24 protein-coding genes are annotated in these 24,133 nt (G+C 66.3%); 6 read left to right on the top strand and 18 right to left on the bottom strand.

The genetic code is table 11. The features are described 5' to 3' along the window. The first annotated feature begins 1 nt into the window (after position 1). The gene (locus M1247_RS31225) at positions 2–1,267 is read left to right on the top strand and encodes an APC family permease (RefSeq protein ID WP_317160296.1); all 1,266 of its coding nucleotides are present in this window, start codon (positions 2–4) and stop codon (positions 1,265–1,267) included. Here the strand turns inward: M1247_RS31225 and M1247_RS31220 are convergent. From M1247_RS31220 to M1247_RS31195, 6 genes are read right to left on the bottom strand one after another with little or no spacing between them, the layout of a single operon-like run. Then, positions 1,188–1,838 (bottom strand): Rv0804 family intramembrane glutamic endopeptidase, encoded by a 651-nt coding sequence (locus M1247_RS31220; protein ID WP_317160295.1) that lies wholly within the window; start codon positions 1,836–1,838, stop codon positions 1,188–1,190. The genes M1247_RS31225 and M1247_RS31220 overlap by 80 nt on opposite strands. Before the next feature lie 5 nt (positions 1,839–1,843). Continuing rightward, a complete protein-coding gene (locus M1247_RS31215; protein ID WP_317160294.1) occupies positions 1,844–3,550 on the bottom strand; it encodes a dihydroxyacetone kinase subunit DhaK in 1,707 nt (568 codons plus the stop codon). 41 nt (positions 3,551–3,591) lie between these two features. Next, a complete protein-coding gene (locus tag M1247_RS31210; RefSeq protein WP_317160293.1) occupies positions 3,592–5,319 on the bottom strand; it encodes an alpha/beta hydrolase in 1,728 nt (575 codons plus the stop codon). Beyond that, the gene (purL, locus tag M1247_RS31205; RefSeq protein ID WP_317160292.1) at positions 5,316–7,634 is read right to left on the bottom strand and encodes a phosphoribosylformylglycinamidine synthase subunit PurL; all 2,319 of its coding nucleotides are present in this window, start codon (positions 7,632–7,634) and stop codon (positions 5,316–5,318) included. Before purL ends, M1247_RS31210 begins: the two co-directional genes overlap by 4 nt. A 60-nt stretch (positions 7,635–7,694) precedes the next feature. Further along, positions 7,695–8,042 carry a VOC family protein gene (locus M1247_RS31200; protein ID WP_317160291.1) on the bottom strand — a complete coding sequence of 116 codons (348 nt, stop codon included), beginning with the start codon at positions 8,040–8,042 and terminating at the stop codon, positions 7,695–7,697. 15 nt (positions 8,043–8,057) lie between these two features. Next, positions 8,058–9,320: a M18 family aminopeptidase gene (locus M1247_RS31195; protein ID WP_317160290.1), complete on the bottom strand. Its 1,263-nt coding sequence runs from the start codon at positions 9,318–9,320 to the stop codon at positions 8,058–8,060. Between the two features lie 49 nt (positions 9,321–9,369). Here M1247_RS31195 and M1247_RS31190 point away from each other — a divergent pair, with 49 nt between their 5' ends. Both M1247_RS31190 and M1247_RS31185 read left to right on the top strand, forming a co-directional pair. Then, positions 9,370–10,383, top strand: coding sequence for a Dyp-type peroxidase (locus M1247_RS31190; protein WP_317160289.1), 1,014 nt, complete (start codon positions 9,370–9,372; stop codon positions 10,381–10,383). Next, complete coding sequence (locus M1247_RS31185) at positions 10,380–11,177, top strand: family 1 encapsulin nanocompartment shell protein (protein WP_317160288.1); 798 nt, start codon at positions 10,380–10,382, stop codon at positions 11,175–11,177. The genes M1247_RS31190 and M1247_RS31185 overlap by 4 nt, the downstream gene beginning before the upstream one ends. A 90-nt stretch (positions 11,178–11,267) precedes the next feature. Here M1247_RS31185 and M1247_RS31180 read toward each other — a convergent pair whose 3' ends face one another. The 6 genes from M1247_RS31180 to M1247_RS31155 all read right to left on the bottom strand — a co-directional run bounded on the left by M1247_RS31180 (position 11,268) and on the right by M1247_RS31155 (position 15,351). Continuing rightward, entirely contained in the window at positions 11,268–11,570 is a 303-nt protein-coding gene (locus tag M1247_RS31180; RefSeq protein WP_317160287.1) for a hypothetical protein, read from the bottom strand. Positions 11,571–12,004: 434 nt separating this feature from the next. Further along, positions 12,005–13,369 carry a hypothetical protein gene (locus tag M1247_RS31175; protein ID WP_317160286.1) on the bottom strand — a complete coding sequence of 455 codons (1,365 nt, stop codon included), beginning with the start codon at positions 13,367–13,369 and terminating at the stop codon, positions 12,005–12,007. A gap of 2 nt (positions 13,370–13,371) precedes the next feature. Beyond that, complete coding sequence (locus tag M1247_RS31170; RefSeq protein ID WP_317160285.1) at positions 13,372–13,656, bottom strand: type VII secretion target; 285 nt, start codon at positions 13,654–13,656, stop codon at positions 13,372–13,374. Positions 13,657–13,767: 111 nt separating this feature from the next. After that, positions 13,768–14,442 carry a phosphoribosylformylglycinamidine synthase subunit PurQ gene (purQ, locus tag M1247_RS31165; RefSeq protein ID WP_317160284.1) on the bottom strand — a complete coding sequence of 225 codons (675 nt, stop codon included), beginning with the start codon at positions 14,440–14,442 and terminating at the stop codon, positions 13,768–13,770. Next, the gene (gene purS / locus M1247_RS31160; protein WP_317160283.1) at positions 14,439–14,678 is read right to left on the bottom strand and encodes a phosphoribosylformylglycinamidine synthase subunit PurS; all 240 of its coding nucleotides are present in this window, start codon (positions 14,676–14,678) and stop codon (positions 14,439–14,441) included. The genes purQ and purS overlap by 4 nt, the downstream gene beginning before the upstream one ends. Before the next feature lie 10 nt (positions 14,679–14,688). Then, a complete protein-coding gene (locus tag M1247_RS31155) occupies positions 14,689–15,351 on the bottom strand; it encodes an ATPase (RefSeq protein WP_317160337.1) in 663 nt (220 codons plus the stop codon). A 31-nt stretch (positions 15,352–15,382) separates the two neighbouring features. Between M1247_RS31155 and M1247_RS31150 the strand changes: the two genes are divergently transcribed. Beyond that, a complete protein-coding gene (locus M1247_RS31150) occupies positions 15,383–16,021 on the top strand; it encodes an MBL fold metallo-hydrolase (RefSeq protein WP_317160282.1) in 639 nt (212 codons plus the stop codon). Between the two features lie 2 nt (positions 16,022–16,023). Here the strand turns inward: M1247_RS31150 and M1247_RS31145 are convergent, their stop codons facing one another. The 4 genes from M1247_RS31145 to M1247_RS31130 all read right to left on the bottom strand — a co-directional run bounded on the left by M1247_RS31145 (position 16,024) and on the right by M1247_RS31130 (position 19,531). Next, positions 16,024–17,667, bottom strand: coding sequence for an FAD-binding dehydrogenase (locus tag M1247_RS31145; protein WP_317160281.1), 1,644 nt, complete (start codon positions 17,665–17,667; stop codon positions 16,024–16,026). A 21-nt stretch (positions 17,668–17,688) separates the two neighbouring features. Further along, positions 17,689–18,393, bottom strand: coding sequence for a DUF2334 domain-containing protein (locus M1247_RS31140; RefSeq protein ID WP_317160280.1), 705 nt, complete (start codon positions 18,391–18,393; stop codon positions 17,689–17,691). A gap of 80 nt (positions 18,394–18,473) precedes the next feature. Beyond that, positions 18,474–18,971, bottom strand: coding sequence for a glutathione peroxidase (locus M1247_RS31135; RefSeq protein WP_317160279.1), 498 nt, complete (start codon positions 18,969–18,971; stop codon positions 18,474–18,476). A gap of 17 nt (positions 18,972–18,988) precedes the next feature. Beyond that, positions 18,989–19,531, bottom strand: a complete 543-nt coding sequence (locus tag M1247_RS31130; protein WP_317160278.1) for a TetR/AcrR family transcriptional regulator — start codon at positions 19,529–19,531, stop codon at positions 18,989–18,991. An 82-nt stretch (positions 19,532–19,613) separates the two neighbouring features. Here M1247_RS31130 and M1247_RS31125 point away from each other — a divergent pair, with 82 nt between their 5' ends. Continuing rightward, complete coding sequence (locus M1247_RS31125; RefSeq protein WP_317160277.1) at positions 19,614–20,033, top strand: DoxX-related protein; 420 nt, start codon at positions 19,614–19,616, stop codon at positions 20,031–20,033. A gap of 67 nt (positions 20,034–20,100) precedes the next feature. After that, positions 20,101–21,090, top strand: coding sequence for an IS481 family transposase (locus M1247_RS31120; protein ID WP_317160276.1), 990 nt, complete (start codon positions 20,101–20,103; stop codon positions 21,088–21,090). On the opposite strand, the gene M1247_RS31115 is transcribed toward M1247_RS31120, so the two are convergent. Further along, positions 21,087–23,231, bottom strand: a complete 2,145-nt coding sequence (locus tag M1247_RS31115) for a S9 family peptidase (RefSeq protein ID WP_317160275.1) — start codon at positions 23,229–23,231, stop codon at positions 21,087–21,089. The two genes, M1247_RS31120 and M1247_RS31115, sit on opposite strands and share 4 nt — an antisense overlap. Next, a complete protein-coding gene (locus tag M1247_RS31110; RefSeq protein ID WP_317160274.1) occupies positions 23,228–24,115 on the bottom strand; it encodes a phosphoribosylaminoimidazolesuccinocarboxamide synthase in 888 nt (295 codons plus the stop codon). The genes M1247_RS31115 and M1247_RS31110 overlap by 4 nt, the downstream gene beginning before the upstream one ends. Between the last annotated feature and the right edge of the window lie 18 nt (positions 24,116–24,133).

Here is a 24,133-nt window from a genome sequence, read left to right as displayed (position 1 = left end):
GATGCCTAAGCGGGCGGTGTCCGAATTCGACGATGCCGACCGCTCCTGGCACACCGCACTGCCCGATTGGCGCGCGACGGGTCTGTCGATGGCGGTGGTGGGCAGCGCCGCCTTCAACGGTGTGGGCGCACTGGGCGCCGCGGCGATCGCCGCGGTGGTGATCTACGCGCTGGACCGGTTACACCGCCACGCGCCACAGTCAGCGTCGACGGCCGACCTGGTCGGGTCGACGCTGGGCGGCGCGGCGGCACGGTTCAGCAGCCTGATTCAGCTCGCCGCCTACACGGTCCTGGGCGCCGCCACCGCCATCGGCCTCGGACTGCAGCCGCTGACCTCCTCGGCAGACATCGTCGCCGCGTTGAGCAGTTGGTGGTGGCCGGCGTGGTCGGTGGCCGTGGTCGTCATCGCGGCGGCGGTGGTGGCGCTCGTGCCCACCAGGACACTGGGGGCGGTGACCGCGGTGCTGGCCGCCGCAGGACTGCTCGTCTTCTTCTACCTGGCGCTGGCAATTGTGGCGCGGGTGGCATCGGGGACCGATCCCGTCCCGTTCGGCTCCGCAGAGTCGACGTCCACGCTGCTGGTGGTGACCGCACTGATTCCACTCGGGCTGGGACTCGTGGGTTTCGAGGCCGCGACGGCGGGCCGCGGTCGGCTGCGCTCGGTCGGTCGTCCGCTGGGCGCCGCCGTGGGAGTCACCGCGCTGTGCGCGACGACGGTGCTGCTGGCCACCAACGTGGGTTTGACCGGCGGATTCCAGTACGACACCAACAATTTCTCACTGATCGTCATGGAGTTCTTCGGGACGCCGGGCCGCTACTGGCTGATCGTCGGAACGGTGTCTCTCGGCTCTGCGGCTGTCCTGGCACTGATCTGGGCGACGACGCGGGTCGCGGGCCGGGTGTTCGGAGCCGGCCCGGCCACCTCGATACTCACCGCGGCCGCGACGGGAGCTGTCGCGGTGGTGCTGTGCCGCTTCCATGACACCGTGGACAGCACGCTGTTGACTGCGGGCGCGCTGCTCCTTCTCGTGTTGTACGTGGTTATCACCGAGGCAAATTCGCGTCTGGCAGGCACTCCGGCAGCCACTCAGACACCGCGGGTGCTGATGGCCGTGGTCCTGGGATGCGTGGTGCTGATCCCGTTGCGGGCCAACGACTTCGTCGTCGAATCGCTGTGGCCGGTGGCGGTCACAGCGGTGGTTGCCGGTGCCGCGGCGCTCCTGGCCGGCGTTGGTAGGTCAGCGCAGCCAGCGCCCCAGCCTCGTTGAGCGCCAGGTGCGTGAGCATCGGGGCGGCCAGACTGCCGGACCATTGCGCGAGCCGACCCAACACCCATCCGGCCAACCCCGTCACCACAACGGTTCCGATGACCGGTTCGCCCGTGCTGCGGGCATCGGCGAGATGTGACAGCCCGAATGCGGTTGCCTGCAGCAGTTCACCGCCGTCCGGCCCGAACGCCGCGACGCCCATGGTGCGCAACGCGGCACGGAATGCGGCCTCCTCCGACCACACCGTGCCGACCGGAATCCGCAACAGCAGCCAACGTGTCGGTGCCGGGGGCAGTTCGCGGCGGCGCAGCTCGGCCCGCATCACCGGCACGGTTGTCGTGGCAGCCACACCCGCGATCACCGCACCCGCCGCCACCGCACCGAGACGCAGCCCCGACCACAGCGCGGGTGGACGCATACCCAGCGGAGCGCGGCTGAACGCCACCAGCCCCGTGCCCAAGGCCGCCCGCACCAGCGGTTGCCAGTGCGCCGGTAACCGCGGGTCCGCCAGACCGTTCCATGCCACGAGTCCCGCGGCCAGGGCGACTGCGCGGATCCTGCTGGTGGGCACCGGGTTCAGTGCCCGTCGGTCCGAGCCAGCAGTTCTGCGATGATGGCGCGGCAGTCCTTGGCGGCCGACGGGTCGAGTTCGGCGGCGATGAGGCCGATGAGCACCGCGATTCCCACCGCGCCGGCGTCAGCGCTGCCCAGTGCCCGCTCGCCGACATAGCTGGCACGTCCGAAGCGCGGCCTCATCTGCGCGGTCTCGGCGGCGCCGTCGGCCGCGCCGCGCACGACATCGGCCACGCCGTGCGCCTGCGCGCGGCAGGCACCGTCCAGCGCGTCGAGCATGGTCCGGTCTCCCGGGCTCGCACCACCGGCACGCTGAACGGACTCCATGCCCCTGGCGATGCCCCGCTGCAGGGCCGCCGCAGCCGCCGAATCGACCGATGCGGTCTCGTCGGCGATGGCATCGAGAACGAGACCGATCAGGGGCCCACTCGATCCGCCGACGGTGTCGAGAAAGCTGCGGGCGAGTCGCCCCAGCCCATCCTGCGATGACGGCAGCCGGTTCGCGTTCTCGACGCCGGCGAGCAGGTTGTCGCCGAAATCGCCGTCTCCGGCGAGCTGGTCAAGGCGGGTCAGCGCGGCGTGCGCCTCCTTGGCGGTCTCGGTCACCGACCGCAGGAAAGCGTCGTCGGTCGCAGTTGCGGTTTCCGCGGCGTTTTCCGCGGCGGGCGACCGCGTGGCCGGTGTCGCCGAGACGAATGCCGACATCGGCGGGAGGCCCGGCACCGCGGCGTCGGCAAGCCACAGCGCAATACGCTCGTCGTCGGAGCGGGTCAGGGTGAGCAGGAATCCCCGCATGTCCAAGGCGGATACGTACGTGCCCACCAACGCGCCGTCGATCGCGACGCCACGGCGGCCCAGTGCTTGATCGACCAGGCCACTGATCGCGCCGAGTTCGAGCGCGGTCGTGGACCCGAGCCCGTTCACGAGCACCAGCACACGGTCGGTGTCGCCGGGGAGCGCATCGAGAAGGGTGCCCAGCATGCGTTCGACGAGTTCTTCCAGGCCACCGAATTCGACCGAATCCTGTGCGGGCTCACCGTGGATGCCGATGCCATACTCGATCGTCCCCGCCGCGATGCCGAAAGCCGGCTGGCGGGTGGCGAATGAGGTGTGCGGCCCCGAGGCAACGGCGATGCTGCGGCTCCCGCTCACCACGCGATCCCCGAACTGCTTGAGCTGCTGCAGATCTGCTCCGGTGTCGGCGAGTGCACCGAGGAGCTTTTCCAGGATCACCGTCGCACCCGTGCCGCGCCGCCCGGTGCCGGTTTCGTCGCTTTCGGTGGCGATGTCGTCATCGACGAGCACCCTTGCGACCGGTACGCCTTCGGCTGCCAACCGCTCGGCGGCGATGCCGAAGTGGATGCGGTCACCGGTGTAGTTTTTCACCAGGTGCAACACCCCGCCTTCACCCGCGACGCGACGCGAGGCCTGGTAGATCTGGCGGTTGTGCGGGCTGGCGAACACCCGTCCCGGCACCGCGGCGTCGAGGCCGCCACGGCCGACAAAGCCGGCATGCATCGGCTCGTGGCCGCTGCCGCCTCCGGACACCAACCCGACGCGGCGGCGCTGGTCACTGTGGCACGCATACACATAAAGCGGATCCGGGTTCAACGCAATCGTGTCCGCGTGTGCACTGCAGTACCCCTGAAGCGCCGCCAACTCGACATCGACCTCGGGAAGGAACAGCCGCGTCGGATTCGTCACACTCATTGGGTGCCTTTCTTTTTCGCTGTCATGCCCTATCGGCGATATCAGTATTCGGGGCCGTCTTCGCCTGCCGACTTCTGCAGTGCGACGCGGATACGTTCGGTGTCCTCGGCAGTCCAGCCGTCCGGTGGCGCCACCGCCGCCCAGCCGTCGAGGATGGATTCACCGTAATTGTGTCCGTGCCCCGCAGGCACCCCGGACGCGTTCGTCATGTCCGCTGCCACCTGCCAGAACGTGATGATCGGATACCAACGCATGGAGGCGGTGCGATCGCCGCCCGGCGGTTCCACCAGCCAGTCGGGGCGGGAGAACAACAGATCCGTCGACCACCAGACGATCGGATCCGACGGATGCTGCAGGAACAGCACCCTGGTGCCCTCCCACGGCTGGCTGGTGTCATGGGCAATCTCACGGGCGTCCGCACCTTGGGAGAACCGGACCGTGCGGCCATTGTCGTAGCGCGGCAAGATTTCCGGAGTTCCCGGATCCCGCCGCACGGTCAGACCGTGCCACAACGGGCTCGCATTCGGCGGCCCCACCCACAACACCGATGAGAAACCCATCCTGGCGATGTCGGGCAACCAGTCGAACGCACCCTGCCCGGCCATCGATCCAAGGCTTTCGCCGTACAGCACCAACTCGGGACGGCGGTCCGGAGGCAGTTTCTGCCAGCGGTCGTGGATGGCGTCGATCATCAACCGGCCGGTGTCCATCGACTTCTGCCGGTCACCCATGAACGAAATCCAGCTCGGCAGATAGGAATACTGCATGCCGACCAATGCGGTATCGCCGTTGTACATCAGCTCGAGCGCCCGTGCCGCCACAGGGTTGACCCAGCCGGTCCCGGTCGTCGGGATGATGACCAGCAGTTTGCGGTCGAACGCGTGCGTGCGTTCAAGTTCACTGAGCAACACCGCAATCCGCTGTTCGGCGGTGTCTGCGCTCTGCAGGCCTGCGTAGACGCGGATGGGTTCGGCGGCAGGAGCTCCGTTGACCGCCTCCAGTTCGTCGGCGTGCGGGCCAGTCGCGACGAAGTTGCGGCCCTGGAAACCGAGCGTGTCCCATGCCGCGAAAGACTCTGGGCTACCTGATCTTTCAGGTTCGTCCGGTTGCCCGACACCCTCGCGGGTGGTGGTGTTCTGCGGCTGGAACACGCGGCTGGCTCCGGCGAGGAATCCGCGGTACAGCACGCCGTTCACCAAGGTGATCACCAGCACCACCACAATGGCCGTGCCGATGAACTGTGCAACCTCACGGTGCAGGTGCCAGCGCCGGATCAGCACTTTCGCCAGCAGCCGGATCAGGTCTCGCAACACCCGCGCGGTCGCGATCAGCGCACCGGCCACCGCGACGGCGATGATGAGCGTGCGGAGATAGCCCAGCGTGGCCGGACCCTCGATGCCCATCAGCGCCGACACCTGCCGTTGCCAGGCCGCGGCTGGAATGAGCACAAGCACACATGCGCTCGCCGAACCGGTGATGGTCAGAACCTTGGCCCAGTACAGCACGCGCTTTGCCGGTGGCCACCAGGGCCTTTCACGCAGCGCGAAGCGGCGCACCGCTTTTCCGACGAATACGCCGAGGCCGTACCCGATCGCAGCATTGATGCCGCCGATCAGACCGGCGAACAACCAGTCACGGGGCAGCAACGACGGGGTCAGTGACAGGCAGAAGAACAGGGCGCCGACAGCAATGCCGACGAAGTCGAGACGGACCAGGCTCCAGGCCCAGAGCAGCAGGGGGTGGCGTTCGTTGTTGGTACGGGCCCTCACCCGAACAGCCCGGGCAGCACGCCCTCCGACGTGCTCCGCAACTCCGACAGGGTGACGCTGAACTGGCCCTGGACTTCGACCGAGTCGCTACCTTGGTCCACCACTCCGACCCGGTCCACGGGAAGACCACGGGCTTCGCACATCGCCCGGAAGCGACTCTCCTCGGTGCGCGGTACCGCAACCAGCACACGGCCGGCCGACTCGGAGAACAGCGCGACAAATGCTTCCTCGGCTGTGTCGATACCGCTGGGAAGGATTACCCGGCAACCGGTTTCACCTGCCAGTGCGGCTTCCACCACTGCCTGCATCAGGCCACCTTCTGACAGGTCATGAGCCGCGGAGATCAGTCCGTCACGGGAGGCCGCCGTCAACACCTCGGCCAGCAGCTTCTCGCGGTCCAGGTCCACCTTCGGCGGCACGCCGCCGAGGTGATCGCCGGTGACCTGTGCCCACACGGACCCGTCGAACTCGTCGTGGGTCTCGCCAAGCAGCATCAGCGTCTCGCCGTCCTCCGTGCCGAGTCCGGTGGGGATGCGCCGTTTCACGTCATCGAGGACCCCGAGCACACCGACCACCGGCGTCGGCAGGATCGGAGTCGTTCCGGTCTGGTTGTAGAAACTGACATTGCCACCGGTGACGGGAATGCCCAGTGCCGCGCATCCATCGGCGAGGCCGCGGACCGCGTTGCTGAACTGCCACATCACGCCCGGATCCTCGGGAGAACCGAAGTTGAGGCAGTTGGTGACCGCAACCGGGGTGGCCCCGGTGACCGCGACGTTGCGGTAGGCCTCGGCCAGCGCCAACTGTGCCCCGGTGTACGGGTCGAGTTGTGTGTAGCGGCCCGACGCATCGGTGGACACCGCGATGCCGCGCCCGGTGGCCTCGTCGATACGCAGGACACCGCCGTCGGCGTGCTCGGCGAGCACGGTGTTGCCGCGCACGTACCGGTCGTACTGCTCGGTGATGAACGCCCGGCTGCACAGGTGCGGGCTGCCCAGCAGCGCAAGCAGAGTCGCCTTGAGCTCGTCGCCGGTCTTCGGCCGGGGCAGCTTCGCCGAGGTGTCGGCGATCAACGCGTCCTGGGTGTCGGGCCGGGTGACCGGCCGCTCGTACACCGGCCCTTCGTGCGCCACGGTGCGCGGCGGCACATCGACGACGGTGTCCCCGTGCCAGGTGATCTGGAGCCGATCGCCGTCGGTGACCTCACCGATGACAGTGGCCAGCACCTCCCACTTGGCGCACACCGCCATGAACTTGTCGACGTTCTCCGGTGTGACAACCGCACACATCCGTTCCTGCGATTCGCTCGACAGGATCTCCGCGGGGGTCATGTTGGCCGCGCGCAGCGGTACCGTGTCGAGCTCGACGTGCATCCCGCCGTCACCGGCCGATGCGAGTTCGGATGTGGCGCAGGACAATCCGGCACCACCGAGGTCCTGGATGCCGACCACCAGCCCGGCCGCGTACAGCTCAAGACAGCACTCGATGAGCACCTTCTCGGTGAACGGGTCGCCGACCTGAACGCTGGGCAGTTTCTTGCGGCCTGCGCCGCCCTCGTCGCCACCGAACGTCTCCGAGGCCAGCACCGACACCCCACCGATGCCGTCGAGCCCGGTGCGTGCGCCGAACAGGATGATCTTGTTGCCCGCGCCGGAGGCGAACGCCAGGTGCAGGTCCTCTTTGCGCAGGGCGCCCACACACAGCGCGTTCACCAGGGGGTTGCCCGCATAGGACGGGTCGAAGATGGTCTCGCCGCCGATGTTGGGCAGGCCCAGTGAGTTGCCGTATCCGCCGACGCCGCGCACCACCCCGTCGAGCACCCGACGGGTGTCGGGGGCGTCTGCCGCGCCGAACCGCAGCTGGTCCATCACCGCGACCGGACGGGCACCCATCGCCATGATGTCGCGCACGATGCCGCCGACGCCGGTGGCCGCGCCCTGGTAGGGCTCGACATAGGACGGGTGGTTGTGGGATTCCACCTTGAAGGTGACGGCCCAGCCGTCGCCGATGTCGACGACCCCGGCATTCTCGCCGATGCCTGCCAGCATGCCTGCCCGCATCTGTTCGGTGGTGGTCTCACCGAAGTAGCGCAGATGCACCTTGGAGGACTTGTAGGAGCAGTGTTCGCTCCACATCACCGAGTACATCGCCAGTTCGGCGTCGGTGGGGCGGCGCCCCAGGATCTCCCGGATGCGCTCGTACTCGTCGTCCTTGAGGCCGAGTTCGCGGTAAGGCTGGGGCTGATCGGGGGTGGCGGCTGCCCGCTGCACCGTGTCCTGGGTCGATGTACGGCCGTGGGTGAGCTCAGACGTCACGTGACCAGTCTAGATTGTGCTCTTCGGTGGGCGCGGGCAGGCGCATGGGATCACGTGAGGCTACTGGCCCGCTATGCAGAACGCGTTGCCCTCGGGATCGGCCAGCACCACCCAGCTGAAGTCCGCACCGAAGCTGTGCCGTCCGGTCTCCGAGGCACCGAGGGCAACCAACCGGGCCACCTCGGCCTCCACCGCCGCGCCCGTGAAGTCGATGTGGACGCGGTTCTTCCCCGGCGTCGGGTCCGGAACCTTCTGGAACCCCAACCGCGGGCCGTCCGCGGTCATCAGTACCACGAATTCGCCTGGCGCAAAGGCGTTCACCTCGCCACCGACGGCCTGTGCCCACCACTGGGCCAGCGCGTCAGGATCGGCGCAGTCGAACGTGATCATCTCCACCGTGAGTGCCATACCGCCGACCCTAGATCAGCCCGGTGACAAGAAAGCCTGCAATGCCGCCGCATAGGCGGGGACGTCGGCCGCGCCCATGAATTCCCGTGCCGAATGCATGGCGAGCTGGGCGGCACCGACGTCGACGGTGGGGATGCCGGTGCGTGCCGAGGCCATCGGCCCGATCGTCGATCCGCACGGCAGGTCGGCGCGGTGCTCGTAGCGTTGCAGCCCGACCCCGGCCTGCTCGCAGGCCAGGGCGAAGGCCGCCGCGGTGCGCCCATCGGTGGCGTAGCGCAGATTCGGCTGCACCTTGAGCACCGGGCCCGCGTTGACGGAGATCTGATGGCCGGGCTCGTGGCGGTCCGGGTAGTTGGGGTGGGTGGCGTGTGCCATGTCACCGGAAGCCATGATCGACCCGGCCGCCCGGCGCAGGAAATCCTCCCTACTCCCGCCCGCGGCGAGCACGATCCGCTCCAGCACGGTCGGCAGCAGCTCGGACTGCGCACCGTGGTCCGAGGTGGAGCCGACCTCCTCGTGGTCGAAAAGCGCCAGCACCGGTGTGTGCCCGGTGTCCGACGCCGAAGCGGCCAGAAACGCCTCCAGCCCCGCATAACAGGTGGCCTGGTTGTCCAGCCGCGGCGCGCTCACGAACTCGCGACCGGCACCGGTGATGGCCGACGGCGCCAGGTCGTGGGTCATCAGGTCGAAGCCCAGCACGTCGGCCTCGGCGACACCGGCCCGCTCGGCCACGAAACCGAGGAACGACCCCGGCCGCTCCCCCAGGCCCCACACTGCGTTGAGATGACGCTGCGGGTCCGGGCTGACCCCCCTGCGGTCCTCGGACAGGTGGATGGCCAGCTGCGGGACGCGCAGGATCGGCTCGTCTATCCGGACGAGCGGGTGCGCGATCCCGCCCGCTGCCGTGCCGCTGCGCACCGAGAGCCGGCCGCTGAGCCCCAGGTCGCGGTCCAGCCAGGAATTGAGCCAGGCCCCGCCGTACGGCTGCAGTGCCACCACCTGCCAGCCCGCGACGACCCGGTCCGGATGCTGTTTGACCCGCAGGTTCGGGCTGTCGGTGTGGCCTCCAACAATTCGGAACGGTCCGTCACCGCTGCGCCAGGCGACCAGCGACCCCGCCCGCACGGTGAAGAACCGGCCGCCGGCCGGCCAGGCCTCGGTTTCGGCGAGTTCGGTGAAACCCGCCGCTGCCAGCCTTCCCGCCGCGGTGGCACATACGTGAAACGGTGACGGCGATGCGTCGATGAACTCACAGAGGTTCTGGGGGCTGGCTGCCATATCTCTATCTTGACGGGGATTTCGACGCGCGCCGCGTTAGGGTCCACATGTGCCTGCACCACAACCCCAGCCGGTTCTGGCGCCGTTGACACCGGCCGCCATCTTCCTGGTCGCCACGATCGACGAGGGGCAGGAGGCGACGGTCCACGACGGACTGACCGATATTTCGGGCCTGGTGCGGGCCATCGGATTCCGCGATCCGAGCAAACGGCTGTCGGCGATCGCCTCCATCGGTTCGGCGGCGTGGGACCGGTTGTTCTCCGGTCCCCGGCCTGCGGAACTGCATCCGTTCGTGGAACTGAGCGGGCCGCGCCACCATGCCCCCGCCACGGCGGGCGACCTGTTGTTCCATCTGCGGGCCGAGTCGATGGACGTGTGCTTCGAGCTGGCCACCAAGCTTGTCGAGTCGATGGCCGGTGCCATCACCGTCGTCGACGAGGTGCACGGGTTCAAGTTCTTCGACAACCGGGACCTCATGGGTTTCGTCGACGGCACCGAGAATCCCGACGGTTCGGTGGCGGTCTCGGCCAGCCAGATCGGCGATGAGGACCCGGACTTCACCGGTGGCTGCTACGTGCATGTGCAGAAGTACGTGCACGACATGGGGTCCTGGAACTCGTTGTCCACCGAGGAGCAGGAGCGGGTGATCGGCCGCACCAAACTCGACGACATCGAGCTGGACGACGCGGTCAAACCCGCCAATTCCCACGTCGCGCTGAACGTCATCGAGGATGACGACGGCAACGAACTCAAGATCATCCGGCACAACATGCCGTTCGGCGAGATCGGCAAAGGCGAGTTCGGCACGTACTACATCGGCTACTCCCGCACCCCGGTGGTGACCGAACGCATGCTGACAAACATGTTCATCGGCGACCCGCCCGGCAACACCGACCGGATCCTGGATTTCTCCACCGCCGTCACCGGCGGGATGTTTTTCGTCCCCACCATCGATTTCCTCGATGATCCACCGCCGCTTCCGATTCCGGCCGGTGAGTTGGCGGATCGCACGGCGCACGACAATTCACTGGCAATCGGTAGCCTGAAAGGAACACCGCAATGAACAACCTGTACCGCGGGCTCGCCCCGATCACCGAGGTCGCCTGGGCCGAGATCGAGTTGGAAGCCGGCAGGACGTTCAAGCGACACATCGCGGGTCGACGGGTGGTCGACGTCAGCGAGCCCGGCGGTCCGGTGACCGCGGCGATCAGCACCGGTCACCTCCTTGATGTGAGCCCACCTGGTGACGGCGTGGTGGCACACCTGAGGGACAGCAGGCCCCTGGTGCGGCTGCGGGTGCCGTTCACGGTGTTGCGTAAGGACATTGACGATGTCGAACGCGGATCGCAGGACTCCGACTGGGATCCGGTCAAGGACGCCGCCAAGAAGCTGGCCTTCGTGGAGGACCGGGCCATCTTCGAGGGCTACCCGGCTGCATCGATCGAAGGTATCCGCAGCTCCAGTTCGAATCCGGCGCTGGCGCTGCCCGACGATGCCCGCGAGATTCCCGACGTGATCGCCCAGGCCCTTTCGGAGCTGCGCCTGGCCGGCGTGGACGGGCCGTATTCGGTGCTGCTGTCGGCAGAGGTCTACACCAAAGTCAGCGAGACCACCGCACACGGCTATCCGATTCGCGAGCACCTCAGCCGGCTCGTCGACGGCGACATCATTTGGGCGCCCGCGATCGACGGCGCGTTCGTGTTGTCCACCCGCGGCGGCGATTTCGACCTGCAACTCGGCACCGACGTGTCGATCGGCTACCTGTCCCATGACGCCGAGAGCGTGCAGTTGTACATGCAGGAGACGATGACGTTCCTGTGCTACACCGCGGAAGCCTCGGTCGCCCTCACCGCGTGACCCTTGCACGTGCCTAAGCTGCAAGTGAGCGTGAGTGCCGACGAATGCGCAGCACGCACGAGGCAAAAGCCCAAACACGTTAGCGAGTTACTAGGACGCGGCCCGGAAGTCTTCGTTCTCAAGGCGTGCGAGTGCCTTACCGTCAGTGAGCTCGTCGCGGCAGTCGGGGTGCTGCCAGTAGAAGTGCACGAACCTGCGTAATGCGCGACCCTCAGACGTGAATGAGGCTCCAGGAAGCTTGATCACGCTGTGATCTTTCAGCACTATCACGACCGTGTTGGGGTCATCTGCAGCGGTCCGTCCGGGCACAGCATCAGTGACGTCAAGAACTTGCGGCCAGGCTCCGGTGCGCGGACCGCCTCCGCTGTAGATATCGAATCCGTCCGGCGTCATATGCAAGCGGTACAAGCCTCGCAATCGGAATATCCGCCACAAGATCGGAAGGCCGACAACCGCGGCCATCGCACATGTGAACGGAAGAGCGAACCGAAGGCTGTGAGGTACCGGGAGATCAATCTTGCCGAACGGGAAGAGCACCGAGAACAATATGCTTGCAATAACCCCACTGAACGTCCCTGCGACAGCTGGAATTTCGATGGCCCGATCTGGCCTGATCGTCGTTCCTTCGCGATCCCACTTTACTCGTGGAGAAACCTTCCCCGAGACCACTTTCACTAATGGCGCCGAAAACCCAAGGCAAAGCACTGCAAATCCGACTACGACCACTGCAGTCAAATACTCGGCTCGCGATACGCTGAGGACCGCCCAAACAGTGGCAGCGATTCCCATGGAACCGAACAGTAACCCTCCGAAAAATGCTGGAACACTCATGGCGGGCACACGATGTTTCCGACGATTCCCCCAACATATCCGAACGCCAAACCGCCCACCGCGTCTCCGAAGAACGCGCCCACTGGCGCCAGCATTGGAAGACCCATCGCTGAAACGGCGGCCGCTCCCATCGGACCGCCGACGAGACTTCCCGCGACGCCCGCGGCCCCTGAGAAAGTTGCGACACAGGCATCGTGCAGATTCTCCGCAGAGGTCAAGTCATACAACGCCGTAGCAATGCCGATCGCTGGACCGCCGAATTTCGAACCGACTCTCACATCCTCGAGCGCCTCGGCGCTCAGCTTCGGAATGCCACGATCCGCTTGCTTTTCGAGCCCGGAAAACGTCGCGCCAGCAGCCGTCGGAATCGGATTGGTGAAGAACTCGTCAGGTAAAACACCATGCCTACCGTCGGCAGTTATTACCCCACCGGAACAGTGACCGTCGGCGCCCTCAGATATCGTGACCTTCGTACCGCCCGCGTACCAAATTTCGGTGAATTTGGTGCCGTCCTCCCGAGGAATCGTCAAGCTCTCTGACACATAGTTCCCGTTCTTGTCTATTTGCTCGACCTCCACGGTCCCTTCGGGATATAACATCGCGCTGGGCAGCGATTCCGTGTACTCGGTAATCACCTGTTTGCCACCATCGAGCATTGTAAATGTCGTGACTTTGTTTCCCTTGACATCCTCAGTCTCGCTGATATCACGGACAGTCGTTGCCATGTCCCCGGCCCGTGTCACTTCCTGCAACTTCCTGCCATCATCGGTGCTCGGGTCCGGCACCTCGTCAGCGGGACTGGCAGGGATAACCCTCGGCCCGGGAACCTGCACATCGTTGAAAGCCCCACCAGTATCCGAACCGGTTCTCGCCAGCAGCAGGTTCTGCGCAGTTTCTTGGTCTGCCTCTCCAACTGCGGTCAACAGACGGTTGATCTCACCTTGTGCTGCCTCTGCTGCGCGCTGTAAATCGGCGGCCTTTTCCGCAGACATGCCTGCTGGATCGATCAACACCACCCACTGGTCGGTGACGTTCAGTTCGCCTTGATCAATTTCGTCGGCCTTGTTTAAAAGCGCAGTGCGAGCCCTGCCGATCGAGCCGCTACCACCGTTCAAGGCGCGGGCAACAGCCTCGGTGTAGTCCTTGAAACGCGACGATCTGTCAGTTGCCCGGCCAAACATTGCCGCCGCTGCGTCATGCGCTTTTCCTGACCACGTGCGCGTCTCGTCCAGTCGATTGACCCCATCGTCGAGATTGCGCACCGCACCGTAGACAGACGCGCCAGCGGAACTGATTGATGCTGCGGCGGTCGACAGTGAATCCGGATTCCAGGTGATCAACCGCGAACGCGACGGCAACACGTTTAGAACAGTCCTTTGAAGCCACCAGCGAGTGCGCCGTCGTCCACCTCGTACCGATCACCAGCACCACGGATCGCCACGCCTACAGCCGATACATCCTTGGCAATATCCATCAGCACCTGATCCAGATGGGCGCCCACCTCGCGAGCCGTCCACTGTGTCGTCGATCCCGGGAGCCCGTCAGCCCCCGCGCTTGCCGCCATCCCCGTATCCGATTCACGGATATTGGCAGCGGCAGAATCGACCTGAACGGCAAAGGCACGAAGAAGCTGCGGATCGACTAACATCGGGCCCCCGTACGGTGTTTCAGCTTCGCAAGCTCTGTCTTAGCACACGACTGATCGACTTGAATCTAACATCAGGCACGCGGGGGTAAGCGCACCAAATTGCGAGCGTGCCTAAGCTGCGAGCACCGTATCCAATGCCGAGTAGAACAGCCCCAGCCCGTCGTCGGACGGACCGGTCAGTGCCTCGGTGGCGTGTTCGGGATGGGGCATCAGGCCGACGACGCGACGGTTGGCCGAACAGATGCCTGCGATGTCGCGCATCGACCCGTTGAGGTTCTCGCGGTAACGGAAGACCACGCGGTCTTCGCCTTCGAGTTCGTCGAGCACCGATTCGGAGGCCACGTAACGGCCCTCTCCGGATTTCAGCGGCACCAGCAGATCGGCGCCCACCTCGTAGCGGGTGGTCCAGGCGGCGGTGTTCGACGCGACCTGCAGCCAGACGTCGCGGCAGATGAAGTGCAGCCCTTCGTTGCGGGTCAGCGCCCCTGGCAGCAGGCCTGCCTCGCACAGCACCTGAAAGCCGTTGCAGATGCCCAGCACCGGCATGCCCTTGCCTGCGGCCTCGATCACCGAACCCATCACCGGGGCGAATTTCGCGATGGCGCCGCAGCGCAGATAGTCGCCGTAGGAGAAGCCGCCGGGCACCACGACTGCGTCGACACCGCGCAGGTCAGCGTCGGCGTGCCAGAGGTTGACCGCCTCGGCTCCGGCAAGACGCACCGCCCGGGCCGCGTCGATGTCGTCGAGCGTGCCGGGAAAGGTGATGACGCCGATCCGGGTGGTCACGAATCGCCCCGGCTGACCGAGAACTCCTCGATCACGGTGTTTGCCAACAGCGATTCAGCGATCTCGGCGAGTGTCTCGTCCGCCACGGAATCGTCGACCTCAAGCTCAAACCGCTTGCCCTGCCGCACGTCGGAGATACCCGCATGCCCGAGCCGGCCGAGCGCCCCGACGATCGCCTGCCCTTGCGGGTCGAGGATCTCAGCCTTGGGCATCACATGCACAACCACCTTTGCCACGGCGCACACTCTACCGGCAGGACCCGATGTAGGCGGAGCACAGTGGGGCGGCCATGGCGTCGAGCACCCGGCTATCAACAATGGTCGGCCACGGAACGCGCGGAGGAGTCGCTGACCACATCGCCAGTTCGACGACGGTGCTGTTACGGGGATCAGCCAGCAAATATTGATGCAGCACCCGGTTGTCACCGAGGCTGATCACTGCGGCCAGCCGACCCGGCACGTCGGTGGTGACCGACGGTGAACTCTGCGGGGAGCTCAACTGACAGGCGCGCAGAGCCCCGGCGGCGGTCTGCACGGCCGAGGTGGCCAACTGGCCGCCGCGCCAGGTCTCACCCCGCCAGTGCAACACCTGGACCTGCAGCTGCCACTGCCCCGCTGGTTGCGGCACCACCGCACGCGCGGCCACTGCGAAGGCCCGCGGATCGCCGAACGGCGGTGGCGTCGCGCAGTCCTCCTCGAACCGGAACCGGGGTGCTGCCGCGGTCACTGCCACCCCGGCCAGTCCCGGCCAGCGGTACTCGCGGTACAACGGGATGTCCGAAGCCGCGATCCACGCCGATGCCGGGATGCGGTCGCACATCGGCGGGCAGTCCATCGGCTGCGACCACGCCACGCCGGGCACGCCGACAAACCCACAGACAGCGAGCGCCGTCACCGAGAACATCCGCATCAATCGAGCCACCGAGGGCAACAATATAGGTATGCAACTCACGCATTTCGGACATTCGTGCCTTCTGGCCAGCATCGCGGACACCACGGTCTTGTTCGACCCGGGCAATTTCTCGCACGGATTCGAGGGCATCACCGGGCTGTCGGCGATCCTGATCACCCATCAACATCCCGATCACGCCGACACCACCCGGTTACCCGCGCTGATCGACGCCAACCCGCAGGCCGCGCTGTACGCGGACCCGCAGACCGCGGCTCAGCTCGGCCCGCCCTGGCAGGCGGTGCACGTCGGTGACGAGTTCGCCATCGGCAGCCTCAACGTGCGCGGAGCCGGCGGCAGGCACGCGGTGATCCACCCGGAAATACCCGTGATAGACAATATTTCGTACCTGATCGGGGACGACGAGCATGCCGCGCGTCTCATGCACCCCGGCGACGCCCTGTTCGCGCCCGGCGAACCCGTCGATGTGCTGGCCACCCCGGCGGCGGCCCCGTGGATGAAAGTCTCGGAGGCAGTGGACTTTCTACGGGCGGTGGCTCCGGCGCGCGCCGTGCCGATCCACCAGGGCATCATCGAGCCCAACGCGCGGGGCATCTACTACGGACGCCTGGCCGAGATGACCGACACCGACTTCCAGGTGCTCGACGAGGAAAACGGTACGGAGTTCTAGCCCTACGCGATGTCCGCGGCCGCGCCGCGCCCCGCGGCCCGGCCGGAGAAGATGCAGCCTCCCAGGAAGGTGCCCTCCAGCGACCGGTAGCCGTGCACCCCACCGCCGCCGAATCCCGCGGCTTCGCCGGCGGCGTACAGGCCGCTGAACGCGGTGCCGTCGGATTTGAGAACCCGGGAATCGAGGTCGGTTTCCAGTCCGCCCAACGATTTTCGGGTCAGGATGTGCAGCTTCACCGCGATGAGGGGCCCCGCTTTCGGATCGGTGAGGCGATGCGGGGCGACGACCCGGCTGAACCGGTCACCGAGATAGCTGCGCGCCGCACGGATCGCGGTGATCTGGCCGTCCTTGGTGAATTTGTTGGCGACTTCACGATCACGCGCGGTCACCTCCGCCGCCACCGTGGCGTAGTCCAGTGGTTCGACATCGGGTACCGAGTTCATCGCCGCCACCAGCTCCCGCAGAGAGTTCGCGCTGACGAAGTCCACGCCACGATCCACGAACGCCTGCACCGCGGCGGGCGCGCCGGGGCGTACCCGTGCCAGCACGTCCCGCACGCTGCGGGCGGTCAGATCGGGGTTCTGTTCCTGCCCGGACAGCGCGAATTCCTTGGCGATGATCCGCGCATTGAGGATGAACCAGGTGTAGTCCTGCCCGGTCCGGCAGATGTGCTCGAGGGTGCCCAACGTGTCGAAGCCCGGGTACAGCGGCACCGGGAGACGTTTGCCATTGGCGTCCAACCACAGTGACGACGGGCCCGGCAGAATGCGGATGCCGTGGTCCGGCCAGATCGGATCGTAGTTGGTGATGCCCTCGGTGTAGTGCCACATGCGGTCGCTGTTGATGACATGCCCGCCTGCGACTTCGGCGATGCCGATCATTCGGCCGTCGACGTACTCCGGCACACCACTGAGTAGCTGTTCGGGCACCCGGCCCATCCGGGCCGGCCAGTTGCGGCGCACCAGCTCATGGTTTCCCCCGATACCGCCGCTGGCCACGATCACCGCCGACGCATGGAACTCGAAGTCGCCGACAGCTTTCCGTGACGTCGCCACACCCCGGGCGGCATCCGTCGGTTCCAGCACCGAGCCCCGCACCCCGGTCACCGCACCGTCGGACACGATCAGTTCGTCGACGCGGTGGCGGTGCGCGAACCGCACCCGGGCATTGCCCATGACCCGCCGGGCGAAGATGTCGACGAGCGCCGGGCCGGTACCCCAGGTGATATGGAACCGTGGCACCGAATTGCCATGTCCCAGCGCGTCATAACCACCGCGTTCGGCCCAGCCCACCAACGGGAAGGTCTGCAGCCCACGGTTCCGCAGCCAGCTGCGTTTCTCTCCCGCCGCGAAATCGACGTAGGCGTGTGCCCACTCCCTGGGCCAGTGGTCCTCGGGTCGGTCGAATCCGGCGGTGCCCAGCCAGTCCTGCAAGGCCAGCTCCTGGCTGTCCTTGATACCGAGCCTTCGCTGTTCGGGGCTGTCGACGAAGAACAGTCCCCCGAACGACCAGAAGGCCTGCCCACCCAGGTTGGCGGCGTTCTCCTGGTCCACGATGAGCACCCGGTGCCCCCGGGCGACCAGTTCAGCTGCGGCGACCAGCCCGGCCAGACCCGCTCCCACCACGATGACGTCGGCATCTGCCATGAGACGCAAGGGTAGCGCGTGTCAGGCGGCGTCGGTCAGTGCCGGATAGGGTTGCCATTGATAGACCGTGGGCTCGGCGTGATGCAGCAAAGCCAGGTCAATCGCGTCGAGCATGGCCTGGCGCGGTCCTGGCCTGCGCAGGTGTCTGGCCGCGACGGCAACCCGCACCACCCCGTCGCGACGCGCGGTCCGCTCTGCGGCGAGCACCAATGTCCGACACCACCATGGCTCGGTCAGAAAACCTTCACCGATACCGAGCACCCGGGCGCGCACCGTGGTGTGACGTACCAGGTCGGTGACGCCGGAAAGTCCGGCCAGCAATCGAAAACCGTTGCGCGGCAGCACGGTGACAGTGCCCGGTGAGACCGTCCACCCCGGCGCCGCAAACAGCCTGGTGCGCAGGCCGAGGTGCTCGAGCACCCGGTCGGCGCCCATCAGCCGCAGATTGGCCTCGTGAGCGGGCAGGCCGGCGAACTCCCCGCGCCGCTTCTTGGTGGCGGCCTCGTCGAAGCCGTGCAGGACCACGGCGTCGCCCGCGGCACGGCGGGTAACCAGCCACTGCACGGTCGGTGCGTCCCGGTCCAGCTGGTAGCCGCCCTTGAGCCGCGGCGCCACCAGCAACGAGGCGGGCACTGCGCGGGAGTCCAGCTCGGCGCAGAATGAGTCGACGTCGGCCAGCGTGCGTTCGCTGATCTGCGATATCGACACGATCAGTTGTCCGGTCACGCCACCAGTGTGGCAACGTCAGGTGTCGCAACGGTTTCGAACACTCTGACACAGAGTGTCGATTCGGCGCTGCCTCCCGGCTAGCCCGGCAGGACTGCCTCGATGGCCGCGACCACCTCGGGGGCGTCCGGTTCGGTACGGGGCCGGAACCGGTTGACCACTGCCCCACCGGGGGCAAGGAGGAACTTCTCGAAGTTCCACTGGATGTCGCCGGCTTCGCCATCGCCGTCGGCGGCCTTGGTGAGCTGGTCGTAGAGGGGATGCCGGTCCGGGCCGTTGACGTCGGTCTTGGCCAGCAACGGGAAGCTCACGCCGTACGTGGTGGAGCAGAAGGTCTGGATCTCCTCGGCGTTGCCCGGCTCCTGACCCATGAACTGGTTGCACGGCACCCCGATGACCGTGAAACCGCGATCACCATAATCCTGCGCGAGCTTCTCCAGCGCGCTGTACTGCGGTGTGAGGCCACATTTCGAGGCCACGTTGACCACGAGTGCGGCACCGGTGGCCAGTTCGGCCAGTGTGGTCGGCTTGCCGTCAAGAGTTTCCAGGGCGATGTCGGTCAGCGGCGTATCGGTCATGGCCGCACGCTACCGCACTACTCGTCGAACAGAATCCGGCCGATGCGCTCGACGGAGGCAACCGGGTCTTCCGATGCCACAGCCCCGTTGAGCCACAGCAGCGAGAATCCGTGCACCAGCGACCAGGCCGCCAGGGCCGCGCCTGTCGGGTCCGCCTTGGCCTTGGCGTCGGCCAGCGTCCCCACACCGCGGTTCAGCTCGGCGCCTGCGGCGGTCTGCGCGGCGATGAGCCCGCTGTCGATGTCGTCGTACAGCGAGGTATCGAACATCACCGCGTAATGCCCGGGGTGGTCGATCGCGAACTGGACGTAGGCGCGCGCGGCGTCGATGAAATGCGGGCGCGCATCGGTGAGCGCCGCGGCCAGCAGCCGGAACCCTTCGGTGGCCAGGGCGGTGAAAAGTCCACGCCGATCGGTGAAGTGGTGTGCCGGTGCGGCGTGGGAGACCCCGGCCGCACGGGCGAGTTCGCGCAGTGAGATGCCGTCGGCGCCCCGTTGCGCGACGAGCTTCGCAGCCTGTTCCAGGATCACGGCCCTCAGATCCCCGTGGTGATAGCTCATGAGGGTCATCCTATCCGGCAATCTTGACATCGACTAGATATTGCGTACGGTCAATCTTGTCGCTGACTAGATGGAGGTTGTGATGGCGGTCTTCCTGACCCTGGCGCTCGGCAGCGCGGCCGCCCGGGTGATCGGGCTGTTCGGTGTGGCCTACCTCGACAGCTGGCCCGAGGCCATCGCCGTCGGCCTGGCCGGCATGTTCGTGATGACCGGCGGCGCGCATTTCGTGAACCCGCTGCGACGGGACATGATCGCGATCGTGCCGCCCCGGCTCCCGACGCCCGGACTGCTCGTGACGATCACCGGCATCCTCGAATTGGCCGGCGCCGCAGGACTGCTCTACCCACCCACACGCGTGGCCGCCGCGGTGTGCCTGATCGTGCTGATGCTCGCGATGTACCCGGCCAACATCTACGCCGCCCGGATGCCGAACCCGCCGAAGTCGATGACCGCGCGGCTAGGTGTACTGACCACGGACGTTAGGTACGGCGTGGCGTGGTGACATAACGAAGACCTCCGAGTGAAGTGCGAGCTGTCTAGGAACGCACCAACTCACTCCGGAGGTCTTCGTGTCCCACCGTAATGCCCCTTTGTCAGAAACCGGTCGCCTGCGCCTGGCTCGTTGCGTCGTCGAGGACGGGTGGCCGCTGCGGCGAGCCGCTGAACGGTTCCAGGTCGCGGTGAGCACGGCGGCGCGCTGGGCCGACCGCTACCGCGAACTGGGCCCGGCCGGGATGGCTGATCGCAGCTCACGACCGCACCGAAGCCCGAACCAAACCCCGACCCGCACCGAGCGGCGAATCATCAAAGTCCGCGTACTCCGCCGGTGGGGCCCAGCCCGGATCGCCTATCTGCTGGGGTTGCAACCTTCGACAGTGCACCGCGTCCTGACTCGCTACGGCCTGGCTAAACTGCGCTGGCTGGACCGCGCGACCGGACAGGTGACCCGGCGCATCGAGTCGGCGCAGCCCGGGGATCTCGTCCACGTCGACGTCAAGAAGCTCGGCAAGATCCCCGCCGGTGGCGGCTGGCGGATGCTGGGCCGCACCGCCGGCAATCGCAACTCGCAAGCGGACAAAAGTTCAGGACGACAAAGCAAACACCGCCATCCATTGCGCGGGCACCACTTCTTGCACACCGCGATCGACGGCTACTCCCGGTTGGTCTACAGCGAGATGCTCGCCGATGAACGCAAGGAGACTGCCGCAGAGTTCTGGACCCGCGCCAACGCCTGGTTCGAACAGTGGGGCATAACAGTCCGAAAAGTGCTGACCGACAACGGGTCCTGCTACCGATCTCACGCCTTCCGTGACGCGCTCGGAGACATCGAACATCGCCGCACCCGTCCGTATCGGCCCCAAACCAATGGCAAGGTCGAACGCTTCCACCGCACCCTGGCCGACGAATGGGCCTACGCCCGGCTCTACACCAGCGACGCCGAACGCTGCGCCGAGTACCCACGATGGCTGCACACCTACAATTACCACCGCGGCCACACCGCACTCGGGGGTCAACCACCCGCCAGCCGCGTACCTAACCTCTCAGGTCAGTACAGCTAGGTGTCCGGACCGCCGAAGAGGCTGTGTACCTGGCCGCTGCCGTAGTTGTCGCGGTCGGCGGCGGCCAGTAGCCAGGCGTACTGGAACGCCGCCTCCTTCCAGCGCTCGTAGCGGCCGCTGATGCCACCGTGCCCGGCCGTCATCTCGGTCTTCAACAGCACCGGATGATCATCGGTCTTGGTATGCCGCAGTGCGGCAACCCATTTGGCTGGCTCGACGTAGAAGACCCTGGTGTCGTTGAGCGAGGTCATCGCCAGGATCGCCGGATAATCCTGCGCCGTGATGTTCTCGTACGGCGTATAGGACTTCATGTACCGGTAGACGTCGGCGTCCTCCAACGGGTTTCCCCACTCGTCCCATTCGGTGACGGTCAGCGGCAAGCTCGGGTCGAGGATCGTCGTGAGCGCATCGACGAACGGCACCTGGGCGAGGATCCCGGCGAACAGTTCCGGCGCCATGTTGGCAACGGCGCCCACCAGCAGCCCACCAGCACTGCCGCCCAGCGCGACCAGATTCTGCGCCCGTGTCACGTCCGCGGCGATGAGATGGGAAGCCACCGCGATGAAATCGGTGAAGGTGTTCTTCTTCTCCAACAACTTGCCGTGCTCGTACCACGGCCGGCCCAGCTCGCCACCACCACGGACATGGGCGATGGCGAACACCATCCCACGGTCCAGCAGTGACAGCCGCGCGATCGAGAACCGGGGATCCTCACACGATTCGTAGGCGCCGTACCCGTAGAGCAGGGTCGGGGCCGGGAACTGCAGACCGGCTCGGTGGATGATCGAGATCGGCACCTTCGCTCCATCGGGCGCAGTGGCCCAATCACGGCGCTCCACATAGTCTTCCGGACGGTAGTCGCCGAGCACCGGCTGCTCGCGCAGCAACGTCCGCTCTCCCGTGGCCAGATCGAGGTCATAGACCCGTGCGGGGGTGACGAACGAGGTGGCGCCGATGCGCAGCTTCGGCGAGGACCAGTTGGGATTCCCGCCGAGCCCGGCCGCGGTGAGCTCCGATTCAAACGTCAGCTCCTGGGCCCCGCCGTACGCGCCGTCGGCGTCGATCGGCCACAGCTGGATCTTCGGCAGCGCCTCGCTGCGGTAGCTGACCACGAGAAACCCGTCGAACGCGTCGACCGCGTCCAGCCGCACATCGTCGCGGTGCGCGATGAGGGTACGAACCGCAGCGGGGTCACCGACCGGGGCTTCGACCAGAGTGAAATTCTCCGCACCGTCGTTGTGCAGGATCAGGAACCGGTCCTCGCCCCCGACCACGGCGTGCTCGACGGAGTACTCGACCAGATCGCGGCGTTCCCACACCGTGGTGAACGGGGCGTGCGGATCGTTGGCGTCGGCGTAGCGGATGTCCGAGGTGACGGCGCTACCCGCCGCGATGAACAGATATTTGTCGCTGCGGCTGCGTCCCACGCCGACCCAGAACCGTTCATCCGCTTCGTGATACACCTTCTCGGAAGGCAGTCCGGCAGCGAGCCGGTGTCGCCACACGGTGTCGGGCCGCCAGGCGTCATCGACGGTGGTGTAGTAGATCGTGTGGTTGTCGGCCGCCCAGGTGGCGCCTGCGCCGATGCCCACAATCGTGTCATCGTAGTACTTGCCGGTGCGTAAATCCTTGAACTTCAACGTGTATCGCTCGTCGCCCAACACGTCGACCGAGTACGCCAGGATATTGCCGTCCAGGCTCACAGACGCCGCACCCAACGCGAAGTAGTCATGTCCGTCGGCTTCGACGTTCTCGTCGAGAAGCACCTGCTCACCGGGTATCTCGGTGTGCTCGTCGAGCTTCGGCGGCGCCCAGTCGTCCGGGTCGGCCACCGGGCACCGGCAATGCACCCCGTACTGCTTGCCCTCGAAGCTGCGCGCGTAATACCACCAGTCACCGCGACGCATGGGGACCGACAGATCAGTCTCCTTGGTGCGGGCTTTGATCTCGTCGAAGATCTTCTGCCGCAGCGGTTCCAGGTGTGCGGTGGCATGTGTGGCGTAGTCGTTCTCCGCCTCCAGGTAGGAGATCACCTCGGGATCGTCCTTGTCACGCAGCCACTCATAAGGGTCGGTGAACACGTCACCGTGGTGCTCGCGCCGGTGATTGGCACGCTTGGCGGTCGGTGGTTTCATGGTCATCCGCCGATCCAATCCGCGAAGCGCAGTCCCGAAATCCGTTCATAGGCTTCGATGTACCGATCCCGCGTGGCCGCGACGATCTCGTCGGGCAACGGTGGTGGCGGGGTTTCACCGTGGCGGTCCCAGCCGGACTCCGGCCCGGTCAGCCAGTTGCGCACGAACTGTTTGTCGAAGCTGTCCTGCACCACACCCTGCTGATAGGAGTCCGCCCGCCAGTACCGCGAGGAGTCCGGGGTGAACACCTCGTCGGCGAGTACCACGTTGCCAGACTGGTCGACTCCGAACTCGAACTTCGTGTCGGCGATGATGATTCCCTTCGTCAACGCGTGATCGGCGCCCTGCAGGTAGGTCTGCAGCGTGCGCTCTCGCAGCTGGTTGGCCAGCACCGGGCCGACAAGCTCGATCACCGCAGGGAACGAGATGTTCTCGTCATGCTCGCCAAGCTCGGCTTTGGTGGCCGGGGTGAACAGCGGCTCGGCGAATCTGCTGGCCTCACCGAGCCCCGGTGGCAGCGGGATGCCGCACACCGAACCGGACTTCTCGTAGTCGATGAGCCCCGACCCGGTCAGGTATCCCCGGGCCACACATTCCACCGGCAGCATCTTCAACTCCCGCACCACCAGCGCGCGGCCCAGCACCTCGGCGGGGATGCGCTCGTCATCCGGCGGCCCGGCCAGGTGGTTGGGCGCGCTGACATAGTCGAAGAAGAACACGCTCATCGCGGTGAGGATGCGGCCCTTGTCGGGGATCTCCGAGTCGAGGATGTAGTCGTAGGCCGAGATGCGGTCGGTCGCGACGAAGAGCAGGTGTTCCTCGTCGATGCGGTACAGCTCGCGGACTTTGCCGCTGGCCAGATGCTGGTAGTCGGACAGAGCGGGGCGCATCGGGCCAGCCTATGTGTT

It is taken from the genome of Mycobacterium appelbergii (assembly GCF_032883035.1).
GTDB classification, from domain to species: domain Bacteria; phylum Actinomycetota; class Actinomycetes; order Mycobacteriales; family Mycobacteriaceae; genus Mycobacterium; species Mycobacterium appelbergii.
Note: the sequence above shows the minus strand (reverse complement) of the source record. Positions and strands in the feature narration are given on the sequence as shown.